General features: G+C 74.4%; 17 protein-coding genes. 9 read left to right on the top strand and 8 right to left on the bottom strand.

Annotated features, from left to right (window positions below; translation table 11 throughout):
* Window positions 1-220: 220 nt before the first annotated feature.
* Together CCE01nite_RS19650 and CCE01nite_RS19645 are read left to right on the top strand one after the other, a co-directional pair.
* The gene (locus tag CCE01nite_RS19650; RefSeq protein WP_141372898.1) at window positions 221-2,599 is read left to right on the top strand and encodes a fibronectin type III domain-containing protein; all 2,379 of its coding nucleotides are present in this window, start codon (window positions 221-223) and stop codon (window positions 2,597-2,599) included.
* Between the two features lie 264 nt (window positions 2,600-2,863).
* The gene (locus tag CCE01nite_RS19645) at window positions 2,864-5,572 is read left to right on the top strand and encodes a fibronectin type III domain-containing protein (protein WP_141372897.1); all 2,709 of its coding nucleotides are present in this window, start codon (window positions 2,864-2,866) and stop codon (window positions 5,570-5,572) included.
* Window positions 5,573-5,758: 186 nt separating this feature from the next.
* Here CCE01nite_RS19645 and manA read toward each other — a convergent pair whose 3' ends face one another.
* On the bottom strand, window positions 5,759-6,955 hold the full coding sequence (manA, locus tag CCE01nite_RS19640) for a mannose-6-phosphate isomerase, class I (protein ID WP_034632897.1): 1,197 nt from the start codon (window positions 6,953-6,955) through the stop codon (window positions 5,759-5,761).
* Window positions 6,956-7,063: 108 nt separating this feature from the next.
* On the opposite strand from manA, the gene rfbA reads away from it, so the two are divergent.
* The 5 genes from rfbA (at window position 7,064) to CCE01nite_RS19615 (ending at window position 12,497) form a co-directional block, all read left to right on the top strand.
* Window positions 7,064-7,933, top strand: a complete 870-nt coding sequence (gene rfbA / locus CCE01nite_RS19635; RefSeq protein WP_034632895.1) for a glucose-1-phosphate thymidylyltransferase RfbA — start codon at window positions 7,064-7,066, stop codon at window positions 7,931-7,933.
* Window positions 7,930-9,165: an acyltransferase family protein gene (locus CCE01nite_RS19630; RefSeq protein ID WP_052104314.1), complete on the top strand. Its 1,236-nt coding sequence runs from the start codon at window positions 7,930-7,932 to the stop codon at window positions 9,163-9,165. The genes rfbA and CCE01nite_RS19630 overlap by 4 nt, the downstream gene beginning before the upstream one ends.
* Before the next feature lie 117 nt (window positions 9,166-9,282).
* On the top strand, window positions 9,283-10,311 hold the full coding sequence (gene gmd, locus CCE01nite_RS19625; protein ID WP_034632892.1) for a GDP-mannose 4,6-dehydratase: 1,029 nt from the start codon (window positions 9,283-9,285) through the stop codon (window positions 10,309-10,311).
* 58 nt (window positions 10,312-10,369) lie between these two features.
* Window positions 10,370-11,290, top strand: a complete 921-nt coding sequence (locus CCE01nite_RS19620; RefSeq protein ID WP_034632887.1) for an NAD-dependent epimerase/dehydratase family protein — start codon at window positions 10,370-10,372, stop codon at window positions 11,288-11,290.
* Window positions 11,291-11,306: 16 nt separating this feature from the next.
* The gene (locus tag CCE01nite_RS19615; RefSeq protein WP_034632884.1) at window positions 11,307-12,497 is read left to right on the top strand and encodes a DegT/DnrJ/EryC1/StrS family aminotransferase; all 1,191 of its coding nucleotides are present in this window, start codon (window positions 11,307-11,309) and stop codon (window positions 12,495-12,497) included.
* A gap of 85 nt (window positions 12,498-12,582) precedes the next feature.
* On the opposite strand, the gene CCE01nite_RS19610 is transcribed toward CCE01nite_RS19615, so the two are convergent.
* The 3 genes from CCE01nite_RS19610 to CCE01nite_RS19600 form a co-directional block, all read right to left on the bottom strand.
* Complete coding sequence (locus CCE01nite_RS19610) at window positions 12,583-13,629, bottom strand: glycosyltransferase family 4 protein (RefSeq protein ID WP_034632880.1); 1,047 nt, start codon at window positions 13,627-13,629, stop codon at window positions 12,583-12,585.
* 93 nt (window positions 13,630-13,722) lie between these two features.
* Entirely contained in the window at window positions 13,723-14,823 is a 1,101-nt protein-coding gene (locus CCE01nite_RS19605; RefSeq protein WP_034632874.1) for an NAD-dependent epimerase/dehydratase family protein, read from the bottom strand.
* 116 nt (window positions 14,824-14,939) lie between these two features.
* Window positions 14,940-15,827 carry a glycosyltransferase family 2 protein gene (locus CCE01nite_RS19600; RefSeq protein ID WP_034632871.1) on the bottom strand — a complete coding sequence of 296 codons (888 nt, stop codon included), beginning with the start codon at window positions 15,825-15,827 and terminating at the stop codon, window positions 14,940-14,942.
* Between the two features lie 105 nt (window positions 15,828-15,932).
* Here CCE01nite_RS19600 and CCE01nite_RS19595 point away from each other — a divergent pair, with 105 nt between their 5' ends.
* The gene (locus CCE01nite_RS19595; RefSeq protein WP_052104313.1) at window positions 15,933-17,225 is read left to right on the top strand and encodes a hypothetical protein; all 1,293 of its coding nucleotides are present in this window, start codon (window positions 15,933-15,935) and stop codon (window positions 17,223-17,225) included.
* A gap of 55 nt (window positions 17,226-17,280) precedes the next feature.
* On the opposite strand, the gene rfbD is transcribed toward CCE01nite_RS19595, so the two are convergent.
* Complete coding sequence (rfbD, locus tag CCE01nite_RS19590; RefSeq protein ID WP_034632900.1) at window positions 17,281-18,129, bottom strand: dTDP-4-dehydrorhamnose reductase; 849 nt, start codon at window positions 18,127-18,129, stop codon at window positions 17,281-17,283.
* Window positions 18,130-18,218: 89 nt separating this feature from the next.
* Here rfbD and CCE01nite_RS19585 point away from each other — a divergent pair, with 89 nt between their 5' ends.
* A complete protein-coding gene (locus CCE01nite_RS19585) occupies window positions 18,219-18,836 on the top strand; it encodes a dTDP-4-dehydrorhamnose 3,5-epimerase family protein (protein WP_034632867.1) in 618 nt (205 codons plus the stop codon).
* A 63-nt stretch (window positions 18,837-18,899) separates the two neighbouring features.
* On the opposite strand, the gene CCE01nite_RS19580 is transcribed toward CCE01nite_RS19585, so the two are convergent.
* The 3 genes from CCE01nite_RS19580 to CCE01nite_RS21495 all read right to left on the bottom strand — a co-directional run.
* On the bottom strand, window positions 18,900-20,033 hold the full coding sequence (locus CCE01nite_RS19580; RefSeq protein WP_034632863.1) for a glycosyltransferase family 4 protein: 1,134 nt from the start codon (window positions 20,031-20,033) through the stop codon (window positions 18,900-18,902).
* A 68-nt stretch (window positions 20,034-20,101) separates the two neighbouring features.
* Window positions 20,102-21,493, bottom strand: coding sequence for a glycosyltransferase family protein (locus tag CCE01nite_RS19575; RefSeq protein WP_034632859.1), 1,392 nt, complete (start codon window positions 21,491-21,493; stop codon window positions 20,102-20,104).
* Window positions 21,494-21,574: 81 nt separating this feature from the next.
* A partial coding sequence (locus CCE01nite_RS21495; RefSeq protein WP_218026496.1) for a DUF6077 domain-containing protein occupies window positions 21,575-23,204 on the bottom strand: 1,630 nt, incomplete at its 5' end.

Raw genomic sequence — 23,204 nt, 5'->3', positions numbered from 1 at the left:
GGGGCGGGACCACGACGTGCGCGCCGTGGTCCCGCCCTCGTCGCGCACCCGCCCCCGGTCCCCGTCGAGCCACTGACGTGCACGTGGATCACCCACGGATCACGCCCGCCGACGCTCACCGCACCAGTAAGGTCGGCCCGGGCTCGCACTCCGCGGGCTCACAGCCCTCATGCCGCGGACGCGCGGACCAGCTCGGCGCCGGTCCGCTCGCCCTCGCGGGGTGAGCGTGTTCGCAGGGGAGCTCGCGATGCCGCACGACGTCCACGCCGCCCACCGCCGGGGAGGACGGCCCCGCAGCGCGACCCGCGCTCTCGCGGCCGTCGTGCTCCTCGCGACCGCGGGCGCCACCGCGCTGCCGGCCGCCGCGGCACCCGAGGTGACCGCGAGCGCGGCTCCGACGACGACCTCGTCGCCGACCGCACCGACCGCGCCGCCCACCAGCGGGTCCACGGACGCGGAGCCCGGCGGCGGGTCGCCCGCCCCGGTCCCCCCGACCGCCACGACCGCACCCCAGGACCCGACGGTGGCACCCGGCGCGACCGCCTCGCCCGAGCCCGCCGACCGCCCGGACGCCGCCGCGCCGCCCGCACCGGAGGACGTCGCACCGAGCACGCCGGCCGAGCCCGGCGCCGCGACTCCCCCCGCGGGCGCCGCCGCACCGGCGAGCCCGGAGGCGCAGGCCGCGGCCCTCGCCGAGGCCCCCGAGCCGCCCGCCACCTTCACGGTCTTCGACCAGGCACCGGACCGCGTGCAGGCCCGGTGGACGCCGCCCACCCAGGGCGTGGCGCCGACCGGCTACCGCTTCGAGCTGCTCGACCCCGACGTCACGCCGAGCGTCTGGGTGGTCGCCGCCGTGGTCGACGCCGACGCGCGGACCACGACCCTCACCGGGCTCCAGCCCGGTCGCTCCTACATCGCCCGCATGTTCTCCCTCGCGGGCCAGCTGGAGAGTGCGCCGTCGGGCTGGCGCTCCGCGGCCACACCTCTCACCCGGCGACCGGTCGTGACCCTCGAGCAGGTCACGGTCGCGGGCGGCTCGCTGACCTTCTCGGGCTGGGCCCTCGACCCGGACTCCGGCGACCCGGACGACCTGAGGTGGTTCCTCGACGGCACCGCCACGCCCCTGCGCACCGACGGCACGCGGGAGGACGTCGCGGCCGCCTACCCCGGCACCGGCTCCGCGCACGGGTTCGCGGTCACCGTGCCCCTCGGGGCGGGGCCGCACGAGCTGTGCGTCGTCGCCTCCACGCCGGAGGAGCTGTTCTACCCCACGACGCGCCAGTGCCGGACCCTCGCAGTCGACGGCGTGGGGGTCGGAGCGCTCGAGACGGTCACCGCGGTGGGCAGGACCGTGACGCTGACGGGCTGGGCCGCCGACCCGAAGGGCAGCCGTGCCGACGTCTACTACACCGTCGACGGCGGCAGCAGCTGGTCGACGCCCACCGACCTCGACCGGCAGGACATCGCCGCCCTCTACCCGGGCACCGGCAGCAAGCACGGCTTCTCCGCGACGCTCTCCACGCACGGTGGGGTGCACCAGGTGTGCGCCTGGGTCCGGATCGGCTGGCAGCTGGCACCCGAGCCCACCGAGACGTCGCTGGGCTGCACCCAGGTCACGGTGACCGAGCCGCCCGCTCGGGCCCCGATCGTCAACCTCGAGGCGGTCACGGCGACGCCCACCGGAATCGTCGTCACCGGTTGGGCGGTCGACCCGGACGTCGCCGCTCCCCTCTGGGTCGACGTCACGGTGGAGCCGGGCACCGAACCCCTGCGGCTGCTTGCGGACGGCGTGCGCACGGACGTCGCGCGCGCCTACCCGGGGACCGGCGACCTCCACGGCTTCAGCCACCGCTTCGCGCAGCCGCTGTCTCCCGGGACGTACCGGGTGTGCGTCTCCGCGAGGGACGACACGACCGGCGTCGCGACGACCCCGCAGTGCCGCACGGCCACCGTCGCCAACCGGCTGCCGCTCGCGAACTTCGAGTCCCTGACGGCGTCGGCCTCCGCGGTGACCCTCTCCGGCTGGGCGGTCGACCCGGATCACGTCGGGGCGATCGACGTGCACTTCTACGTCAACGGCGGCTGGGGCGGGTCGGTCAGCACGACCGGGGTCCGCTCCGACGTCGCCCGGGCGTACCCCGGGACCGGGGACCAGCACGGGTTCACCCGCACGTTCACCGCCGGGCCGGGCACCCACCAGATCTGCACCTACGCGATCGACACCACCACGAGGGCGAACACCCCGATGGGCTGCCGCACCGTGACGGTGGCCGCCCCGGTGAACCGGCTCCCGCTGGCGAACTTCGAGGCGCTGACGGCGTCGGGCTCGACCGTCACGCTCACCGGGTGGGCGCTGGACCCCGACCACGTCGGGGCGATCGACGTGCACTTCTACGTCAACGGCGGCTGGGGCGGCTCGGTCAGCACCATCGGCATCCGCTCCGACGTCGCCCGCGCCTACCCCGGCACCGGGGACCAGCACGGCTTCACGCGGTCCTTCACCGCCGGGCCGGGCACCCACCAGATCTGCACCTACGCCATCGACACCACCACCAGGGCCAACACCCCGATGGGCTGCCGCACCGTCACGGTGCGCTGACCGACCGACCACCTCGCGAGGGCCGGGCACCATGCGCACGCGTGGTGCCCCGGCCCTCGCAGGCGTCCAGCCCCATCGACTCCCTGACGGAAACTGCTGCTGACCTGCGCGCCGACCGGCGCAGATTCACCTCCGCCCGGCCCCCCAGGACCAGTAGGGTCGGCGCGGGCCCGCACTCAGCCGGCTCACAGCCGTCGTCCCCGCACGCGCGACCCCGAGGTCCGGCCGCGTCCGGAACCGACCAGGCCCGCAGGGAGCCACCGCATGCCGCACGACGTCCGCACTGCCCGCCACCGGGACCCGATGCGGCGCAGCGTCGCCCGTGGCGTCGTCGCCGTCGCGCTCGCCGTGACCGTCGGGATCACGGCGACGCCCGCCGGCGCCGTCACGGATCTCGCCGGTCCCACCACCACCGTCGCACCGTCGGCCGACCCCGCGCCCGCGACCGGCGGCGCCGTCGCACCGCCGGCCTCTCCCGAGCCCGCCGGCACGGTCGCTCCCCCGGCTTCCCCGGAGCACGCCGACCCGGTCGCGCCGCCGAGCACCCCCGAGCCCGCCGGGACACCCACCGCGACGCCGACCCCACCCGGCACCGCCCTCGAGGAGCCGTCGGCGGCGTCCGAGCGTGGCCGGCCCGCGACCCCGGGGGAGATCTCCGCACCCGCGACCACCCGTCCGCCGGCCTCGGGAGCGGGCGAGCCCACGGACGGCCCGGGGCAGGTTCCCGGGACCCCGTCGACCGCGCTCGGCGTGGCTGTCGAGGCACCCACAGGTCTGGCGATCACCGACACGCGACCCGGCGGCGGAACGATCAGCTGGGCGGCGCCCACCGGAGGAGCGACGCCCACGGGCTACCGCGTCGAGCTGGCGGACGCGCACGTCCCGACCCTCGAGTGGTCGGTCGCGGCCGAGCTGGCTGCCGACACACGGACCACCACGGTCACCGGGCTCAGGACGAGCAGGATGTACCTCGTACGCGTCGTGACCCTCGCGGGAGCGCTCGAGAGCGAGCCGTCGCAGGAGGAGTGGCTGGACGTCCCCGTCACCCGCCCCGCCATCGTGACGCTCGAGACCGTCGAGGTCACCGGCCGGTCGATCCGCCTCTCCGGCTGGGCCGTCGACCCGGACACCGGAGAGCCCGCGAACCTGCGCTGGTCCGTCGACGGCGAGCCTCCGGTCGCGCTCGCGAGCGACGGTCTCCGTGACGACGTGGCCGCGGCCTACCCCGGCACGGGAGCAGCGCACGGCTTCGCCGTCGTCGTCCCGGTCGGGTCGGGCCCGCACGACCTGTGCGTCCACGCGTCGAACCCCGGCGAGCTCCTGTTGGGGCTGGTCGAGACGGTCGTGTGCCGTGTGGTCGAGAGCGGCGGCTCCGGGGTCGGCGAGCTCGAGGAGCTTCGCGTCGACCGGCTCGACCTGACCGTGAGCGGCTGGGCGCTCGACCCCCTCGGCGGCGCCGCACACGTCCGCTACACCGTGGACGGCGGGACGTCGCCGGCGCTGCTCACCACGGACGTCGACCGCACGGATGTCGCGGCCCGCTACCCCGGCACCGGCACGAAGCACGGGTTCTCGACGACGACCAGGGTCGCTGTCGGGGTTCACGAGGTGTGCGCCTGGGTGCGCGTCGGCTGGCGGAATGCTGCGCCGAGCGCCGAGGCGCCGATCGGGTGCCGCCAGGTCACGGTCACGGAGCCGGTCCGGCGCCTGCCGCTGATCAACGTCGAGTCGGTCGTCGCCACCCCGTTCGGTGCCCGTGTGACCGGCTGGGCGCTCGACCCGGACGTCACGGGCCCGATCACCCTGCGGGTCACGGGCCCGCACGCACTGGACGCCCAGCTCCGCGCGGACCTCCCGCGTCCGGACGTCGCGCGCGCCTACCCCAGGACGGGCGGGCTCCACGGCTTCACGGCCTTCTACCCGATGCGGCCAGGCACGCACCAGGTGTGCGTCTCCGCGAGCGACGACCTCGTGGGCGGCCCGTCCTCCGAGCAGTGCCGCCGGGTGACGATCGTCGACGAGCGCCTCACGGGCAACTTCGAGTCGCTGACGACCTCCGGCTCGACCGTCACGGTGACCGGGTGGGCGGTCGACCCGAACAGGGTGAGCATGGGCTCCTTGCAGTACACCGTGAACGGGGTTGAGACCGGGGACGTCCCGCTGGACCAGCCACGGCCGGACGTCGCACGCCTGTACCCGGCGCTGAGCGGCCCGCACGGCTTCCGCCACTCGTTCACCGTGGGTCCCGGGACCCGCGTGATCTGCGTGTCCGGGAGCGAGTGGGCGAGCGACGGCGGGATCAACACGGTCTGGCTCGGCTGTCGCGGCATCGACGGCGCCTCCCCGCCCAAGGACCACCCGATGATCGCGAACATCGAGTCGGTGGCCGTCACGGGGAACCAGGTGACGTACACGGGATGGGCCCTCGACCCGGACTACGCGGGACCGGTGCGCCTGGACGTCCAGGTCGACCGCGGCTTCGGCGGCGGCCTCAGCACGGGGATCCCCCGCCCGGACGTGGCGCGCGCCTACCCCGGGACCGGGAACCTGCAGGGTTTCTCCCAGAAGTTCACCGCGGGCCCCGGGACCCACGAGCTGTGCGTGCTCGGTCCTGGCGACCAGAGGTTGTCCTGCCGCACGTTCACCGTCGCGCCGAACCGGCTCCCGCTGGCGAACTTCGAGGCGCTGACGGCGTCGGGCTCGACCGTCACGCTCACCGGGTGGGCGCTGGACCCCGACCACGTCGGGGCGATCGACGTGCACTTCTACGTCAACGGCGGCTGGGGCGGCTCGGTCAGCACCATCGGCATCCGCTCCGACGTCGCCCGCGCCTACCCCGGCACCGGGGACCAGCACGGCTTCACGCGGTCCTTCACCGCCGGGCCGGGCACCCACCAGATCTGCACCTACGCCATCGACACCACCACCAGGGCCAACACCCCGATGGGCTGCCGCACCGTCACGGTGCGCTGACCGACCGACCACCTCGCGAGGGGCGGGACCACGACCTGCGTCGCGGTCCCGCCCTCGTCGTCCGGACCGCCGCGCGTCGAGCGGACGGCCCGACGCCGCACTCACGCGCACGGGTCACGAAGGCCCGCGGACGCCGTCAGGCCGCGCGCGACGCCGCCCTCGGCAGCGGCCGCCCGCCGCGTCGCGTCAGGGCACGTCCGCCTGGACGAGCGTCCCGTGGCCGTGCGCCTCGAGCGCGCCCTCGGACGCCGGGACGAAGACCGACTCGCCCCGGCGGAGCTTCTCGGCGCCGTCGAACTGGCTCGAGACGACGACCTCGCCGTCGACGCACAGCAGGAGCCGGGGGCCGTGCCCGGGAAGCGGGTGCGCCGCGTCCCCGTCGACGGCCGTGATGGACAGCTCGAAGTCGTCGACCGGCGCGAAGTACACGCGCGTCGCGCCGTGGAAGATCTCCGGGGCGATCCGGATCGGCGGCGCAGCGACGTAGTCGACGTTCGCGAGCAGCTCGTCGACGTCGACGTGCTTGCCCGTGAGACCGGCGCGCAGCACGTTGTCCGAGTTGGCCATGACCTCCACTGCGACGCCCCGCAGGTACGCGTGCACGCCGCCGGCGGGGACGAACATCGCCTCCCCCGGCTGGAGGGACACCGGGTTGAGGAGGAGCGACGTCACGACGCCCGGGTCACCGGGGTGCGCCTCGGCGAGCAGGACGACGTTCCGGTCGGCGCGCGGGGACGGCGACCCGTCGGCGAGCCGGCGGGCGCACGCGGCGACGACCTCGTCGACCTCGGTGCGGGACGGTCGGCTCGCCGGGTCGAGCAGGCGCGTGAACGCCGAGCGGATCCCCTGCGCGGACGGGTCCGCGACGAGGATCTGGTGGAGCGCGGTCGACAGCGGCGCGCCGAGGTCCACGAGCAGCTCGGCGGCGCGGCGCGGGGCACGGAAGCCGCACAGCGCCTCGAACGGCGTCAGCGCGTACACGAGCTCGGGCTTGTGGTTGCAGTCCCGGAAGTTGCGGTGCGGCGCGCCGATCGGGACGCCCGCGGCCTCCTCCTCGGCGAAGCCGGAGCGTGCGCGCTCCAGGTGCGGGTGCACCTGGAGGGACAGCGGGCGGTCGGCCGCGATGATCTTCAGGAGGTACGGCAGCGCCGGGCCGAAGCGGGCGACGACGTCCGCGCCGAGCGCGTGGTCGGGGTCGGCCGAGATGAGCGCGTCGAGGCCGACGTCCGCCGAGTCGACCAGCGCGCGCGACGGTGCGCTCGGGTGCGCCCCGACCCAGAGCTCCGCGACCGGGCCGCCCTCGGGCGGCGTGCCGAGCAGCTCCGGGATGGCGACGGGCGAACCCCACGCGTAGTGCTGGGTGGAGTTGCTCAGCCGGTGCACGTGGTCCTCATATCTCGGGCGCGGTTCGGTCCCGCATCCTAGCGAACCGGGCGACCCCGCCCGCGAAGTGGCCCCGAGCGCCCTCGCTCGTACGTCACACTGGTCCCCATGCGTGGAATCATCCTGGCCGGCGGCTCCGGAACCCGACTGCACCCCATCACCCAGGGCGTGAGCAAGCAGCTGGTCCCCGTCTACGACAAGCCCATGATCTACTACCCGCTCTCGACGCTGATCCTGGCCGGCATCCGGGACGTGCTCGTCATCACGACGCCGCACGACGCCGACCAGTTCGTGCGCCTGCTCGGCGACGGCTCCCAGTTCGGCGTGAACATCACCTTCGCGACGCAGCCCGAGCCCAACGGCCTCGCGCAGGCGTTCGTGATCGGCGAGTCGTTCGTCGGCAACGACGCCGCCGCGCTCGTCCTCGGCGACAACATCTTCTACGGCCCGGGCCTGGGCACCCAGCTCTCGCGCTTCGAGGAGATCGACGGCGGCGCGGTCTTCGCGTACCGCGTCGCGGACCCGACGAGCTACGGCGTCGTCGAGTTCGACGAGTCCTTCAAGGCGCTGTCGCTCGAGGAGAAGCCCACGCACCCGCGCAGCAACTACGCGGTGCCCGGGCTGTACTTCTACGACAACGATGTGCTCGCGATCGCCCGGGACCTCGAGCCCTCGGCCCGCGGCGAGTACGAGATCACCGACGTGAACCGTGCGTACCTCGAGCAGGGGCGCCTCCAGGTCGAGGTCCTCCCCCGCGGGACGGCCTGGCTCGACACGGGCACGTTCGACTCGCTCATCGAGGCCGCGGACTACGTGCGCACCGTCGAGCACCGCCAGGGGCTGAAGATCGGCTCCCCGGAGGAGGTCGCCTGGCGCCGCGGGTTCCTCAGCGACGACGAGCTGCGCGCCCGCGCCGAGAAGCTCATGAAGTCCGGCTACGGCTCCTACCTCCTCGGTCTCCTGGAGTCCGAGGCGTGACAGCGGCGACCGCAGCGGGGTCACCCGGCACGGACCTCGCCGCCGGCGAGCGCCCGCGGCGCGGGTTCCTGGCCCTCGGCGCCGTCGAGCTGAACGGACGCGACAACGGGCTGAACCTGTGGCGGCTCGTGCTGGCCACGGCGGTGCTCGTGGCGCACGGGTGGTACCTCGCGGGCATCGGGATCGGCCCTCAGGTCAACGGCGAGAACATGGGCGGCTGGGCGGTCATCGGGTTCTTCGCGATCAGCGGGTACCTCATCACGGCCAGCCGGCTGTCGAACCCCCTCGGCGCCTTCCTGGTGCACCGCGTCGCCCGCATCTTCCCCGCGTTCCTGGTCTGCCTCGTGGTGACCGCCGTGGTGTTCGGCCCGGTCGGGTTCTACGCGGCGCACGGGACCCTCGACGCGTACCTGACGACCGGGACGACTCCCGGGTTCTACGTGTTCGGCAACGCCGGCCTGCGCATCGTCGCGTGGGACGTCGCCGGGACACCGACGGGCGTGCCGTACCCGGGCGCCTGGTCCGGGTCGCTGTGGACGCTCTACTACGAGTTCCAGTGCTACCTCATCGTCGCGGCCGTCCTGTGCCTGGGCTGGGCGCGGCGCTCCGCCTGGGTCATCGGGCTCATGCTCGCGCTCAGCATCGCGGTCTACGCGAACATGGACACGTTGCTGCCGTACGTGAACGGCAGCAACGAGTTCAAGTACCTGTTCAAGCTGCTGCCGTTCTTCCTCGCGGGCGCGCTGCTCCGCATGGTCCGCCACCGGCTCGTCCTGTCCTGGCCACTCGCGCTGCTCGCGACGGCGGTGGCGACCCCGCTCGTGCTGCTCATCGACGTGTGGGGCCCCCAGCTCGCGTCCCCGTTCATCGCCTACGTCGTGCTGTGGCTCGGCGCCGTGACGCCGAGCCCGGCGCTCGTCCGGAAGCACGACATCTCCTACGGCGTGTACATCTACGCCTGGCCGGTCCAGCAGCTCCTCGCCCTCGCGGGGCTCCACACGCTCCCGCTGCCGGTGTACGACCTGCTCGCGCTCCTCGGCACCATCCCGCTCGCGGTGGCCAGCTGGTTGCTCGTCGAGCGCCCGGTGCTCCGGGCCGCACGCCGCAGCACCGAGACAGCCGGGCCGCGAGCGGTCCCACGCCCGCACCAGCCCGAGGACTCCCCGCGACCGCTCGAGGCGGCGCGTCCGGCGGCGTCCGAGGCGCCCTCGGTGGCCGCCCCGACGCGGTAGCCTGTCAGCGCCTCCTCGCGCCCACCGCCGTGTCGGCGCGCCCGGGTCGGTGCCCCGGAGAGCGAGCAGCGCCATCCGAAGCGAAGCAAGCGTCAGCCGAAGCAGAGTGGGAACACGATGAACGAGACCAGACCGAAGCGTGCCCTGATCACCGGCATCACCGGGCAGGACGGCAGCTACCTCGCGGAGCTCCTGCTGTCCAAGGGGTACGAGGTCCACGGCATCATCCGCCGCTCGTCGTCGTTCAACACCGCGCGGATCGACCACATCTACCAGGACCCGCACGAGGCGAACCACCGGCTGTTCCTGCACTTCGGCGACCTGACCGACGGCTCGCGCCTCGTCACCCTGCTCGCCGAGATCCAGCCCGACGAGGTCTACAACCTGGCGGCGCAGTCGCACGTCCGGGTCAGCTTCGACGAGCCCGAGTACACGGGCGACACCACGGGCCTCGGCACGATCCGGCTGCTCGAGGCCATCCGCCAGGCGGGTGTCGAGTGCCGCTACTACCAGGCGAGCAGCTCCGAGATGTTCGGCGCGACCCCTCCCCCGCAGAACGAGCTGACGCCGTTCTGGCCGCGCTCGCCGTACGGCGTCGCGAAGGTCTACTCCTACTGGATCACGCGCAACTACCGCGAGGCGTACGGCCTCTTCGCATGCAACGGCATCCTGTTCAACCACGAGTCGCCCCGCCGCGGCGGCACGTTCGTGACCCGCAAGATCACGCGCGCCGTGGCCCGCATCGCGGCCGGCCAGCAGTCCGAGCTCTTCATGGGCAACCTCGACGCCCGCCGCGACTGGGGCTACGCGCCCGAGTACGTCGAGGCGATGTGGCGGATGCTGCAGCACGACGAGCCGCAGGACTTCGTCATCGCCACCGGCACGGACTACTCGGTCCGCGACTTCCTCGAGCTGTCGTTCCAGCACGCCGGGCTCGACTGGGAGAAGTACGTGCGCTTCGACGAGCGCTACCTGCGCCCGACCGAGGTCGACGCCCTCGTCGGCGACGCCTCGAAGGCTCGCGACATGCTCGGCTGGGTGCCGCAGGTCCTCACGCCGCGGCTCGCCGAGATCATGGTCGACGCAGACATCGAGGCGCTCAAGGTCGAGGGCGGCTCGTACGTGGACAAGGTCCTGACGCGTTGACGGTCGGACCCGACGCCCCGTCCGCCGTCGTCCCGCGCGGCGGTCGGGGGGTGGTCCCGTGCGCGTCCTGCTGACCGGCGGCGCCGGCATGCTCGGCCGCAGCTTCCGTGAGGCGTGGGAGGCGCGTCGGCCGGGTGACCCGCTCGTCGCCCTGACGCGCGACGACGTCGACCTGCGCGACCGCGCCGCGACGCTCGACGTGTTCCGTCAGGTCCAGCCGGACGCCGTCGTGCACACCGCGGCGAAGGTCGGCGGGATCGCCGCGAAGCTCGCGCACCCGACGACGTACCTGCTCGACAACCTGCTCATCGACGCGAGCGTCCTCGGCGCCGCGATCGAGCTCGGGGTCCCCGAGCTGCTCAACATCGGCAGCGCCGCGGTGTACCCGGAGCGGTACGAGCGGCCGTTCGTCGAGGGCGACCTGCTGTCGGGCCCGCTCGAGCAGGCGAACGAGGGCTACGCGCTCGCGAAGATCTCCTCGACCCGGCTGTGCGCGTACGCGAGCCGCGAGCTCGGTCTGCACCACCGCGTCGCGGTGCCGTCGAACCTCTACGGTCCGCACGACCACTTCTCCTCCTCCGGGGCGCACCTCGTCGCGGCCGCGATCGAGAAGGTGCACCGCGCCCACCTGACCGGCGAGCCGACGGTGTCCGTGTGGGGCGACGGGACCGCGCGCCGCGAGTTCACCTACGCCGTCGACCTCGCCGAGTGGCTCACCGGGCAGGTGGGCGGCCTCGCGCGCTGGCCGGAGCTGCTCAACGTCGGCTGCGGCACGGACCACTCCGTGCGCGAGTACTACGAGGTCGCGCGACAGGTCGTCGGCTACGAGGGCGGCTTCACGTTCGACACCACGAAGCCGAGCGGCGTCCCGCGCCGGCTCATCGACTCCAGCGCCGCGCGCGAGCTCGGGTGGGACGCCCCCACCAGCCTCGTGGACGGCATGTCGGCGGCCTACGCCGCCTACCTCCAGACCCTCTGACGCACGAGAGAGACCCATGTCTGCACCTTCTCAGCCCCCGGCCTTCCCCCTCGCGACGTCCACGTGGGACGACGCCGAGCTCGCGGCGCTCCAGAGCGTCATCGCGGGAGGACGGTTTACGATGGGGCCGCTCGTCGCGGAGTTCGAGCGGCTCGCCGCCGAGGCGTTCGGGTCCCAGCACGCCGTCATGGTGAACTCGGGCAGCAGCGCGAACCTGCTCGCGGTCGCCGCCGCGGTGCTCGACCCGCGGATCGACCTCAACCCCGGCGACGAGGTCCTGGTGCCCGCGGTCTCCTGGGCGACGACGTACTACCCCCTGCACCAGTACGGGCTCCGGCTGAAGTTCGTCGACATCGACGTCGACACCCTCAACATGGACCTCGACCTCGCCGAGCAGGCGATCGGGCCGCGCACCAAGGGCGTGTTCGCGGTGAACCTGCTCGGGAACCCGAACGACTTCGCCCGCCTCACCGCGCTCGCGCAGCAGCACGGGCTCGTGCTCCTCGAGGACAACTGCGAGTCGCTGGGCGCCCGGTTCGAGGAGCGCTCGGCGGGCACGTTCGGGCTCATGGGGACGCTGAGCTCGTTCTTCTCGCACCACATCTCCACGATGGAGGGTGGCCTCGTCCTGACCGACGACGAGCCCCTGCACCAGATGCTCGTGTCCCTGCGGGCGCACGGCTGGACGCGTGAGCTGCCGGTCGACAACCACGTGCACCCGAAGACCGGCGACGCGTTCGACGACCTGTTCCGGTTCGTGCTGCCCGGGTACAACGTCCGCCCGCTCGAGATGTCGGGTGCGCTCGGCATCCACCAGCTCGCCAAGGCGCCCGGCCTCATCGCCGGCCGGCGCGAGAACGCCGCGTACTTCCTCGAGGTCATGGCGAGCCTGGCCGGCGACGTACGGGTGCAGCGCGAGACCGGCGAGAGCAGCTGGTTCGGGTTCTCCCTCGTGCTCGAGGGTGCGCTCGCCGGTCGTCGCCGGGAGGTCGTCGCGGCGTTCGCCGAGGCCGGGATCGAGGCGCGTCCGATCGTCGCGGGCAACTTCACGAAGAACCCGGTGATGCGTCACCTCGACACCGTCGTCCCCGACGAGCTGCCCGCCGCGGACACGATCGACGCGAACGGGCTCTTCGTCGGCAACCACCACTTCCCGATCCGCCCGGCGCTCGACCTCCTGCGCGACACGCTCGCTGCCGTGCGCTGACGTCCGAACGTCCTGCCCGTACGACGGAGCCGGCGCCACCCTGCGAGGGGTGACGCCGGCTCTGTCGTGTCCGTGGAAGGGCTCGTCAGCGACGCTCGAGCGCGCGCGAGAACGCGGTCAGCGTCTCGTCGGCGACGCGCTCCCAGGTGAACAGGGCCGTGCGCTCGCGCCCCGCCGCCGCGAGCTCCCGCATGAGCTCGGGCTCCGTCGCGACGCGCACGATCGCGTCGGCGATGGACTGGCCGCTCGTCGGCTCGAAGTACAGCGCGGCGTCCCCGCCGACTTCCCGGTAGACGGGGATGTCCGACAGCATGACCGGTAGCCCGACGAGCATGGCCTCGAGCGCCGGGAGGCAGAACCCGTCGCAGAACGACGGCATCGCCATGACGGTGGCCGTCGCGTACAGCTCCTCGAGCTCCTCGGCCGAGACCCACGAGCGCAGGTCGACCCACTGCTCGAGGCCGAGCTCCTCGACGATCGGCCGCAGCGGGTCGTCGCCCCGGCTGCCGGTCACCACGAGCTGCGGACGCACGGCCTCCGGGACGAGCGCCATCGCGCGCACCAGCCCCGCGAAGTTCTTGTGCGGCAGCCGGTTCCCGAGCGCCAGGACGAGGTCGCCGCGGCGCCCCTCGCTGCCCGACGGCGCGCCGGGGCGGACTGTGCCGGCGAGCGGGACGACGTCGAGCCGCGCGGCGTCGAACTTCAGGTACTTGCGGATCTCCGACGCGGACGACTCGCTGTCCGTGAGGATCCGTGCGGCGTTGCGCGCCGCGAGCTTCTCCATGAGCCGGACCGGGACCGTGTAGAACGGCGTCGCCATGAGCTCGGGGTGGCTCCAGTAGAGCATGTCGTGCATCGTCACGACCGTGGGCACGGGCGAGCGCATCGGGCCCAGCGTCGCGGGCGAGTGGATCAGGTCGGCCTTGAGGCGCTTCGCGGCACGCCCGACGCCGACGAGCTCGCCGAACGCCCACACGAACCGGTTCTCGCCGGAGTACCCCGACGAGACGACCTCACCGGGGAACCACGAGTGGTCCTTCGTCATGAGCTCGGTGCTCGCGAGCCCGACGAACTCATAGTCCGTGCCCATCGTCCCGAGCTGGCGGTACAGCTCGCGCGCGTAGGTCTCCATACCTCCCTTCGTCCCCGTGTACGAGAGCAGGTCAACCAGGAGTCGCGGCATCGTGAGCAGAACCTCGGATCGGGGGCGAGCAGGGGCGGGACGTCAGGAGCGGGTCGCGGAGAGGTTCTCGTCGATCCAGGTGGCCAGGCGGTCGATGCCGGCGCGCAGGTCGAACTCGGGAGTCCACCCGAGGACCCGCTCGGCCGTCGCGACGTCGGCCCACGCGTGCCGCACGTCGCCGTCGCGGAACTGCCCGGTCACGTGCGGTGCCGGGGCGCCGTAGCGCTCGGCGATCAGCTCCGCCGCGAGCGCGATCGTCTGGTGCTCGCCCGAGCCGACGTCGACCGGCTCGTCCGGGGCGGGCTCCACGACGGCCGCGAGGTGCACGGCGCGCGCGACGTCGTCGATGAGCACGAAGTCGCGGCGCACCTGACCGTCCTCGTACAGCGGGATGGACTCGCCGGCCTTCGCGAGTCGGCAGAACAGCGACATGATCCCGGTGTACGGGTTGATCAGCGACTGGCCCGGCCCGTAGACGTTCTGCAGGCGGAGCACGACGGCCTCGACGCCGAACGAGTGCGCCCACGCCCGCAGGACGTGCTCCTGCGCGAGCTTGGTGCCGCCGTACACGCTCACCGGCGCCGGGAACGTCGTGCTCGCGCGCATGGGCTCGGGCGCGGCGCCCGGGAAGTCCCACTGGCCGCCCTCGAGCGACTCACGGGTGCGCTGCGGCGGGTAGAAGGTGCTGCCGTCACCGTCGCGACGCCACGCGCCCTCGCCGTACACCGCGCGGCTGCTCGTCAGGACGATGCGCCGCGGGAGGTGACCGGACCGGTGCAGCGCGTCGAGCATCTGGCTGGTCCCGACGACGTTGACCGTCGCGTGCCGCGTCGACTCCGCGAGCGACTGGCCCGTGCCTGTCTCGGCGGCGAGGTGCACCACCACGTCGGGCCGCACCGTGGCGAGGACCTCGTCCCACGCCTGCGCGTCCGTGACGTCGTGCACGAGCAGCTCGACGTCCGGGTGCAGGTCACGCGGGCGCTCGGCGGAGGGGTGGATCTGCGGGTGCAGGTTGTCCATGGCGACGACGCGGTCGAACGAGGCGACGAGCGCCGGTGAGATCGCGGTGCCGATGAACCCTGCGCCGCCGGTCACGAGGCACGTGCCGCCGCCCCGCGTCGTCGGTGCGTCGGCTGAGGTCATGGCAGTCACGCGTCACGTCTCCCGTCGAAGGCTGGACCCCTCGTCGCAGGCCCGCCAGAGTCTCTCACGCACCCCTCACCCGGCCCGAATCGTCCGGTGCGTCGAGCCCGCGGACGCTAGGAGCCGACGGCGTGACGCACGAGGACCCGGGCCCCGGAGCCGTCGCGGGTCCGCAGGGCCCCCGGCAGGAGCGTCAGCGCGTGCGCGCGCGACGTCAGGTGCACGCGCGCCGCCCGAGCCGCCCGGCGCCACCCGAGCCCGGAGAGCTGCACCGCGGCCTCGGCGAAGTACCGCCGCTCGCCGTCGAACCGCGTCCCGTCCAGGGCCGTGGCGGACGAGGCGCTCGCCCCGTGCCGCCGGTAGGAGAAGCACACCGTCGGCTCGAGCAGGATCGTCCCGCCCCGGCTGATCAGGTCGATCTCCAGCGCGAGGTCCTGGATGATCGGGTACCCGTCGCGGAACTCGACGCTGCGCAGGGCCTCGCGGCGGAACACGAGGGACGGCCAGTACAGCCAGTTCGCGCGCAGGAGGCTCGCGGCGAGCGCCTCGCCGCCGAGCAGCCGCGGACCGTCGCCCTTCGGCATCGCGAACCGCTGCTTGACGGTGTCGGCGAGCGTCGTGACGACCGCACCGGTCTCGTCGACGATCTGCACGCCCGGCTGGATCATCGTGGCCTCGGGCCAGCGCGCGTGCGCGGCCAGCACCGTCTCCACGTACGTGGGCAGCAGCAGGTCGTCGCACCCGAGGAGGACCACGAGCTCCTCCGACGCGAGCGCGACGCACTTGCGGTAGTTGTCGGTGATCCCGAGGTTCTGCTCGTTGCGGACGTACACGACGCGCGGGTCGTCGAGGGTCGCGAAGAACTCGGGGACCGTGGGGTCGGGGTACGCGTCGTCGACCACCGTGAGGCGCCAGTCGCCGCTCGTCTGGGCCTGCACGCTGCGCACCGTCTCCCGCAGCAGCGCCGGGTCTCCCCAGAACGGGACGAAGATGTCGAGCGGCATGGCGGAGTCCTTCACGAGGTGGGGGAAGCCGGACGGATGCGCCAGACTACGGCCTCATGCAGCACCTCCACCAAGCGCCGCCCGTCGTCCCGTGCGGGTGACCCGATGACCGCCGACGGCGCCGCGCAGCCGGTCCCGCCGGCGGGGACGACGGCCGCGCCGACGATCACCGCGGGAGGCGCGACAGGGGTCGGCCTGGCCTCGCTGGTCGCCGCCGGCGCGGGCTACGGCGTGCTGCTCGTCGCGGCGCGCACCCTCAGCACGGAGGCCAACGCGGACTTCCTCGTCTTCTGGTCGCTGCTCTTCGGCGTCTACGGCGTGCTCGGCGGCGTGCAGAACGAGACGACGCGGGCGACCGGGACGCCCGCGACGGGCGGGGTGCGGGGTGCGCGCGTCGTCCCGTGGGGCCTGGGGCTCGGCACCGCCGCGGCGCTCGTGCTGGCGGCGACGTCGCCGTGGTGGGGCGAGGCGCTGCTCGGCGCGGGCTGGGGCCCCTCGATGTGGGCGGTGTGCGGCGGGGTGCTCGCGTTCGCCGGGCACTCGAGCCTCGCCGGGGCCCTGGCGGGCACGCGCCGCTGGTCCGCCTACTCGGTGCTCGTGGGCGCGGAGGCGCTGACGCGGTTCCTCCTGGCGCTCGGCGTCGCGCTCGTGCTCGCGGGCACGACCGTGGGCCTCGAGGTCGCGGCCGCCGCGGCGTCCGGCGTGTGGCTGCTGATGGTGCTGCTGAGCCCGGCGACCCGCTCCGCGCTCTCGGCCCGCGCCGACGTCACCGCGGGGCCGCTGCTGCGCAACACGGGGCACGCCGTCGTCGCGTCCGCCTCCAGCGCCGCCCTCGTCGTGGGCTTCCCCGTCCTGCTGCGGCTGACGACCGACCCCGCGACGTTCCGCACCGCCGCGCCCCTGATCCTCGCGATCTCGGTGACGCGCGCGCCGCTGCTCATGCCGCTCGCCGCCTACCAAGGCGTCGCGATCGCGCACTTCGTCACGCACCGCGAGCGTGGGCTCGCGGGGCTGCGCCGGATCGTCGGCCTCGTCGTCGCGGCGGGGCTCGTCGTGTCGGTGCTGTCGGCGGTCGCCGGGACGTGGGCGCTGCGGCTCCTGTTCGGCCCGGACTACGGGGTCCCGGGCGGCGTGCTCGCCGGGCTCACGCTCGGGGCGACGGCGCTCGCGCTCATCACGCTCACCGGTGCTGCGACGCTCGCGCTCGGCTCCCACGTCGCGTTCGCCTCGGGCTGGTTCACCGCGACGGCCCTCGCGCTCGCCGCGCTGCTGCTGCCCCTGCCGCTCGAGAGCCGCACCGTCGTGGGCCTCGTCGTCGGTCCGCTCGCCGGTGCGTGCGTGCACGCGTGGGCGATCCAGCGGGGCGCGCGCACGGCCTCCGCGGTGGCCACGCCGTAGCAGCACCGGTCGCCCGCGAGCCGGCCGTGGCGCGACGCGCGGGCGACCGGGACGGTCAGGACCCCAGCACGTGCGGCGCCGCGAGCTCCCAGCGGGCCGCCCAGTCGCCGATGGGGTCGACACCCGCCGCGCGCAGCGCGTCGTGCCCGAGGACCGAGAACGCCGGGCGGGGTGCGGGGCGCACGAACGCCTCGCTCGTGGTCGGCCGCACGATCTCGGGGTCCATGCCCGCCGAGGCGACGACCGCCTGGGCGAACGCGTGCCACGACGCGCTCCCGCTCGACGTGCCGTGGTAGGTGCCGGACGGCACCCCCGCCTCGACGAGCCGGACCACGAGGTCCGCGAGGTCCGCCGTCCACGTCGGCTGGCCGACCTGGTCGGCGACGACGTCGAGGCTCCCCCGCTGCGCTGCCGCACGGGCGATCGTGCGCGGGAAGCACGGGCCGTGCTGACCGTAGAGCCACGCGGTGCGCACGACGACGTGGTCGGGGGCGTAGGCCCGGACCGCCCACTCGCCGGCGGCCTTGGTGCGCCCGTAGGCGGACCGCGGCCCCATCGCACCGTCCTCGGCGTAGGGCTCCTGCGCGGCACCGTCGAAGACGTAGTCGGTCGAGACCTGCACGAGCCGGGCCCCGTGCGCCGCGGCGGCGCGAGCGAGCATCTGCGGCCCCACCGCGTTCACCGTGAACGCGTCGCCCTCACGCTCCTCCGCGTCGTCGACCGCGGTCCACGCGGCGCAGTTCACCACGACGTCGTGGCCCGCGGTGCGGTCGAGCGCCTGCTGCGCGGACGTGATGTCGAGCTCGCTGCGGTCGGCCGCGGTGACCTCGTGCCCCGCCTCGCGCAGGCGCGCGACCATGTCCTGCCCGAGCATCCCGTTCGACCCCGCCACCAGCCAGCGCACCATCTGCTCCTCGTCGTCGTCCGTCGTAGGCGAGCGAGCCTAGCCGCGCCGGTAGCCTGACCTCGTTGCCGCCCCAGAAGGAGAGACACGTGGAGTTCCGCCCGCTGACCGTTCCCGGCGCCTGGGAGATCACACCGAAGCAGTTCGGGGACCCGCGCGGCGTGTTCCTCGAGTGGTTCAAGTCGGAGGCGTTCGCCGAGGCCGTCGGCCACCCGCTCGACCTCCAGCAGGCGAACTGCTCCGTCTCGGCCGCGGGCGTCCTGCGCGGGATCCACTTCGCGGACGTCCCCCCGGGGCAGGCCAAGTACGTCACGTGCGCCAAGGGCGCGGTGCTCGACGTCGCGGTCGACATCCGGGTCGGCTCGCCGACGTTCGGCCAGTGGGACACGGTGCTGCTCGACGACGTCGACCGTCGCGCGATCTACCTGTCCGAGGGCCTCGGGCACGCGTTCCTCTCCCTCGAGGACGACTCGACGGTGCTGTACCTGTGCTCCACGGGCTACTCCCCGGGGCGCGAGCACGGCATCCATCCGCTCGACCCGGAGGTCGGCATCGTCTGGCCCACGACGGCCCGGGACGGCCGGCCCCTCGTGCCGCAGCTCTCCGACAAGGACCTCGTGGCGCCGACGCTGAGCGAGGCCCGCGAGCAGGGGCTCCTCCCGACCCTCGAGGCGGTCGAGGCGTACGTCGCGAGCCTGCGGGGCTGATGCCCGCCGGGCCCGTGGGCGCACGTCCTCTCCACGGGCCGGCGGGTGCCGGCCGGGGCGCCGTCAGCCCGTGCGCGCGACGCGCACCGCAGCGGCGAACGCCTCGGCGTGCACGGCCGCCGAGGCGTCCCACGTGAACAGCCGTGCCCGCTCGACCGCGCGGCTGGCGAGCGTGCGGCGCAGCTCCTCGTCGGCGAGCAGCGCGCGGAGCGCGGACTCGATGCTCGCCTCGTCCGTGCCGCAGTACGCGACCGTGTCGCCGCCCACCTCGGGCAGCGACAGCACCCGCGTGGTCAGCACGGCGGCCCCGCACGCCATCGCCTCGAGGACCGGGAGTCCGAAGCCCTCACCCAGGCTCGGGTAGGCGAGCACCTCGGCGCCGCTGAGGAGACCGGCGAGGTCCTCGAGCGGCACGTACCCCGCGCGGACGACACGCAGGTGTGCAGGCACCGCGGCGATCGCGGGCTCGACCTCCTCGTCCCACCCGTTGCCGCCCGCGAGCACGAGTGCCGGCGGGCTGTCCTGCCCGTCGACGGCGCGCGCCCAGGCGCGGACGAGCGCGGGCACGTTCTTGCGCGGCTCGAGCGTGCCCAGGAACGCGACGTACGGGGCGCCGTCGAGCCCGAGGGTCCGGGAGACCCGCGCGCGCTCGGTGTCGTCGACCGGGTGGAACACCGCCGAGTCCACGCCGTGGGGGGCCACGAAGAACTGCTCGGGGCGCCCGCCCGCGTGCTCGAGCACCTCGTCGCGGGTCGCGGCCGACGGGACGACGAGCGCGGCGGCGCGGCGGACCGCGAGCCGGGTCGCGGTCCGGAAGAACCGGGCCTTGAGCGGCGAGTGCACGCCGGGGTTGCTGAAGAACGTCGCGTCGTGGAGCGTCACGACGACCGGCACCCGGCACGCGTAGGGCATCGTGTAGTGCGGGCTGAGCAGGACGTCGACCCGGTGCCTGCGCGCGAGGGAGGGCAGGGCGAGCTGCTCCCACACGAGGCGGAACGGGCGGGAGGCGGCCCGGGCCGGGGCGGTCACGACGACCGCGTCCGGGAGCAGCGCGCGCCATGCCGCGGCGTCGCGGACCTGGCTCGCGACGACGAGCTCGACGCAGTGCGCGGGGAGCGCCGCCAGCACCGCGTCGAGGTAGCGCCCGACCCCGCCTCGGTCGGCGGGGATCGCGGTCGCGTCGATGAGTGCTCGCACGCCGGGAGCCTATCCGGCGGCCGGCCGGGTCCCGGCCGCGGTCGCTCCGCCCGGCGCCCCGTGCCGCGTCAGAACGCGGTGAGCCGGTACACCGTGATGACGACGGCAGCGCCCGCGAGGACGCTGACGAACGTGATCGCACCGCGCGTGCGCAACGCCCCCGCGGTCAGCACCGCCATCGCCGGCACCAGCGTGTTGCCGTAGCGCGCCGGCGGCGCGAAGTAGACGCCCTGGCTGAAGTAGGAGAGCAGGACGAACGCCGAGCCGCCGAGGAACGCGGTCAGGGCCACCGCCTGGGCGAGCGAGCGCGTCCTCGAGAGCGTCGCGCCGAACAGCGCCGCGGACACGAGCCCGGCCAGCAGGAGGTAGCCGGCGGCCCGCTGGACCGCGGTCAGGTACTCCGCCGGGCCGACCTCCACGAGCCAGGACGCGAGCGGGTTGAGCATGACGCCGGCCTGCTCGACGACGTGCGCGCTCGGCAGGCGGTCGATCGCGAAGATGCGGGCCATCGGCACGTCCTGCGGGTCGACGTAGCCGAGCTGCGCCTGCGTGACCATCCAGGCGACCTGGACGGCCAGGAACGACACGACGATCGCGGCGCCACCGACGAGGAGCGCACGGGGCGACGCCGTGACGGTCCCCGAGAGCCCGTCGGACCGGCCCTTCGACCGGCCGCGCACGAGGTCGGCGAGGCGCAGGAGCACGTAGACGCCGAGCGCGAGGAAGACCATCACGTTGGTCGCCTTGAGCGCGAGACCCACGGCGACGACGAGGGCCAGCGCCGGCCACCGCCGGGCCGGGCGGTCCTCCCACCACAGCGCGGTGAGCAGCGCGCCGGCGCCGACGGCCATCGCGGCGGCGTCGGGCGTGATCGTCGCGCTCGGGAACAGCGTCGACGGAGCGCACCCGACCAGCACGAGGACCGCGAGCAGGCGCCCGCGCCCGACGCCGAGCCGGCGGCCGACGAGGTAGGCGAGCACGAGACCGAGCGCGAGCCACAGGCCGCCGGCGAGGCGACCGTCCGTCACGAGGTTGGAGCCCGACGAGAACGGCGCGACGACCGCCGCCATCACCTTCGTCGCCGTGTAGTACAGCGGCGTGTTCCCCGAGGCGGTGTTGTAGCCGTTCTCCTGGAAGTCGGACGGCGAGTACCGCGCCCCGGACACGCAGGGCGGCACCTTCATCGGGAAGTCGATGCCGCGGCACGACTCCTCCCGCATCGCGTCCTGGCCGACCTTCTCGCCGGGCTCGACGACGTCCGGCGCCTTGTACAGGTAGTCGATGTGCTGGAGCTCGTCGACCGGGCCGACCTTCGTGTACTCCCCGACATGGAGGGACACGAGCGCCAGCGCGAGGACCACGAGGAGCGTGGGGGGCCCGAACCGCAGCAGGCGGTCACGCCAGGGGCTGCGCGGCGGGGTCGTCGGGGCCGAGGTCGACCGGACGATGGCGTCAGTCACGGGACGAGCCCTTCGCTCATGGGGTTCCGGCCGCTCTCGCTCGTCGCGGCGGCCGAGGGCCAGCATAGGGGCGACCACCGCTCATCCCGAGCCGCCCCCGGGCGCGCGCCGGGCGCACAGGTAGGGCCCGTCGACGTACTGCTCGACGAACCCGGCGGCGGCGAGGGCGGCGCGCAGCTCCTCCCCGGGCCACGCGGCGCACGCGACCTCGACGTCGAGCACCTCGAGCGCGCGCGGTGCACGCGCGAGGTCGTCGGGCTCGGGCGCCCCCTCGACGAGCCGCTGGAGGGCCCGGCGCTCGGGCGCGTGCGCCTCCGGGATCGTGTCGAGCGTCGCCATGTGGTCGGGCCGCGCGCCGACGGGGACCACCGCGTGGTCGAGCGTCTGGGCGGCCGAGACCACCCGGGCGGGCGCAAGGACCCGGCCGGACGGCTCCGCCCGCACGACCCACTCGGCCGCGCGCAGGTCCTCGGGGAACACCTTCCACGCGCGCGGGCTCTGGAGCGCGGTGCCGGCGCGCGCGTCCCACAGCGGGACCGCGCCGACGACCAGGGCGAGCGCGACCGCCGGCACGAGGACGGTCGCCGGGAGGCCGAGGCGACGCGCCGGGACGCTCGCGACGAGGCCCACGAGGACGGGGACCGGCACGACCCACGCGAGCCGCCACGAGATGGCCGTGGTGCCCAGCACGGACGAGACGACGTGCGGGACCCACGGGACGCACAGCGCCGCGCCGACGAGCACGGCGGCGCCTGCGGTGGCGCGGCCCGCGCGCGTCCCGGAGGCGCCCCACCACCGCGGCGCCGCCCACCCGAGCAGCACGACGACGCCGGCGACGGCGGCGACCAGCGCCGGGACGCCGGCCCCGAGGACCTTGAGCCAGGGGTTCTCCGTGGGCCCGAGGGGCTCGGCCGTCAGCGCGACGGAGCGCCGCACGAGCACCGACGCGAGCGCCGCGGCGACGGGGGCGGCCGACGCCGCGGCGACGAGCGCGAGCGCCCTGCCCCACGCGCGGGCGAGCAGGCCTGGCGCCGCGGCGACGACCGCCACCGCCGGCACGACGAAGGTCGCGCTCGTCGTCAACCCCACGCCCACGACCCCGAGCACCCCGACCCCGGCCAGCGCGAGGCGGCGTGCGCGGGGCGACGACGCGTGCCAGCACGCCGCGCCGCACGCGTACAGCAGCGGCACCCCGAGCGCGAGGAAGAACGCCTTGCCCTGCCAGATGCGGGTCAGCTCGTACGTCCCGAACGACGCCGCGGTCCCGCCCCCGAGGAGCAGGAAAGCCGCGGTCAGCGCGAGCGTCGCGCCGGGGCGTCGCGCGTCCCAGGCGCGGACGAGCAGCCACAGGGCCCAGCCGGCGGCGGCCGCGGCGAGCGGCGGCAGCACGACGTAGACCAGCGAGCCGACGGAGACGCCCGACGCGCGCGAGACGAGCCCGACGAGCGCCTCGACCGACGGCACGTACGGCGACTGCCCGTTGAGGCCGGGCCACGCGCCGTCGGAGAACATCGTGTCGCGGTCGGTGATCCGGCCCGTCCCGGCGACCCACGTCGAACGCGTGACGAACGCCGCGTCGTCGAGGTCGGGGCGCGAGAGCACCGACGTCAGTGCGCCGAGGCCGCCCGAGACGAGCAGGGCGAGCCACGTCGTGCGCCCCGGGCCGGCAGGCACGAGCCGGGCGGCCCGCCACACCGGCACGGCGAGGCCC

Source organism: Cellulomonas cellasea (genome assembly GCF_006538745.1).
GTDB classification, from domain to species: Bacteria; Actinomycetota; Actinomycetes; order Actinomycetales; family Cellulomonadaceae; genus Cellulomonas_A; species Cellulomonas_A cellasea.
Note: the sequence above shows the minus strand (reverse complement) of the source record. Positions and strands in the feature narration are given on the sequence as shown.

Excerpts from the sequence above, each read along its gene's own strand:
- gmd (WP_034632892.1), top strand. The coding sequence starts at position 9,283 with ATGAACGAGACCAGACCGAAGCGTGCCCTGATCACCGGCATCACCGGG.
- CCE01nite_RS19610 (WP_034632880.1), bottom strand. The coding sequence starts at position 13,629 with ATGGAGACCTACGCGCGCGAGCTGTACCGCCAGCTCGGGACGATGGGC.
- CCE01nite_RS19605 (WP_034632874.1), bottom strand. The coding sequence starts at position 14,823 with ATGACCTCAGCCGACGCACCGACGACGCGGGGCGGCGGCACGTGCCTC.
- CCE01nite_RS19600 (WP_034632871.1), bottom strand. The coding sequence starts at position 15,827 with ATGCCGCTCGACATCTTCGTCCCGTTCTGGGGAGACCCGGCGCTGCTG.
- CCE01nite_RS19615 (WP_034632884.1), top strand. The coding sequence starts at position 11,307 with ATGTCTGCACCTTCTCAGCCCCCGGCCTTCCCCCTCGCGACGTCCACG.
- rfbA (WP_034632895.1), top strand. The coding sequence starts at position 7,064 with ATGCGTGGAATCATCCTGGCCGGCGGCTCCGGAACCCGACTGCACCCC.
- CCE01nite_RS19645 (WP_141372897.1), top strand. The coding sequence starts at position 2,864 with ATGCCGCACGACGTCCGCACTGCCCGCCACCGGGACCCGATGCGGCGC.
- CCE01nite_RS19595 (WP_052104313.1), top strand. The coding sequence starts at position 15,933 with ATGACCGCCGACGGCGCCGCGCAGCCGGTCCCGCCGGCGGGGACGACG.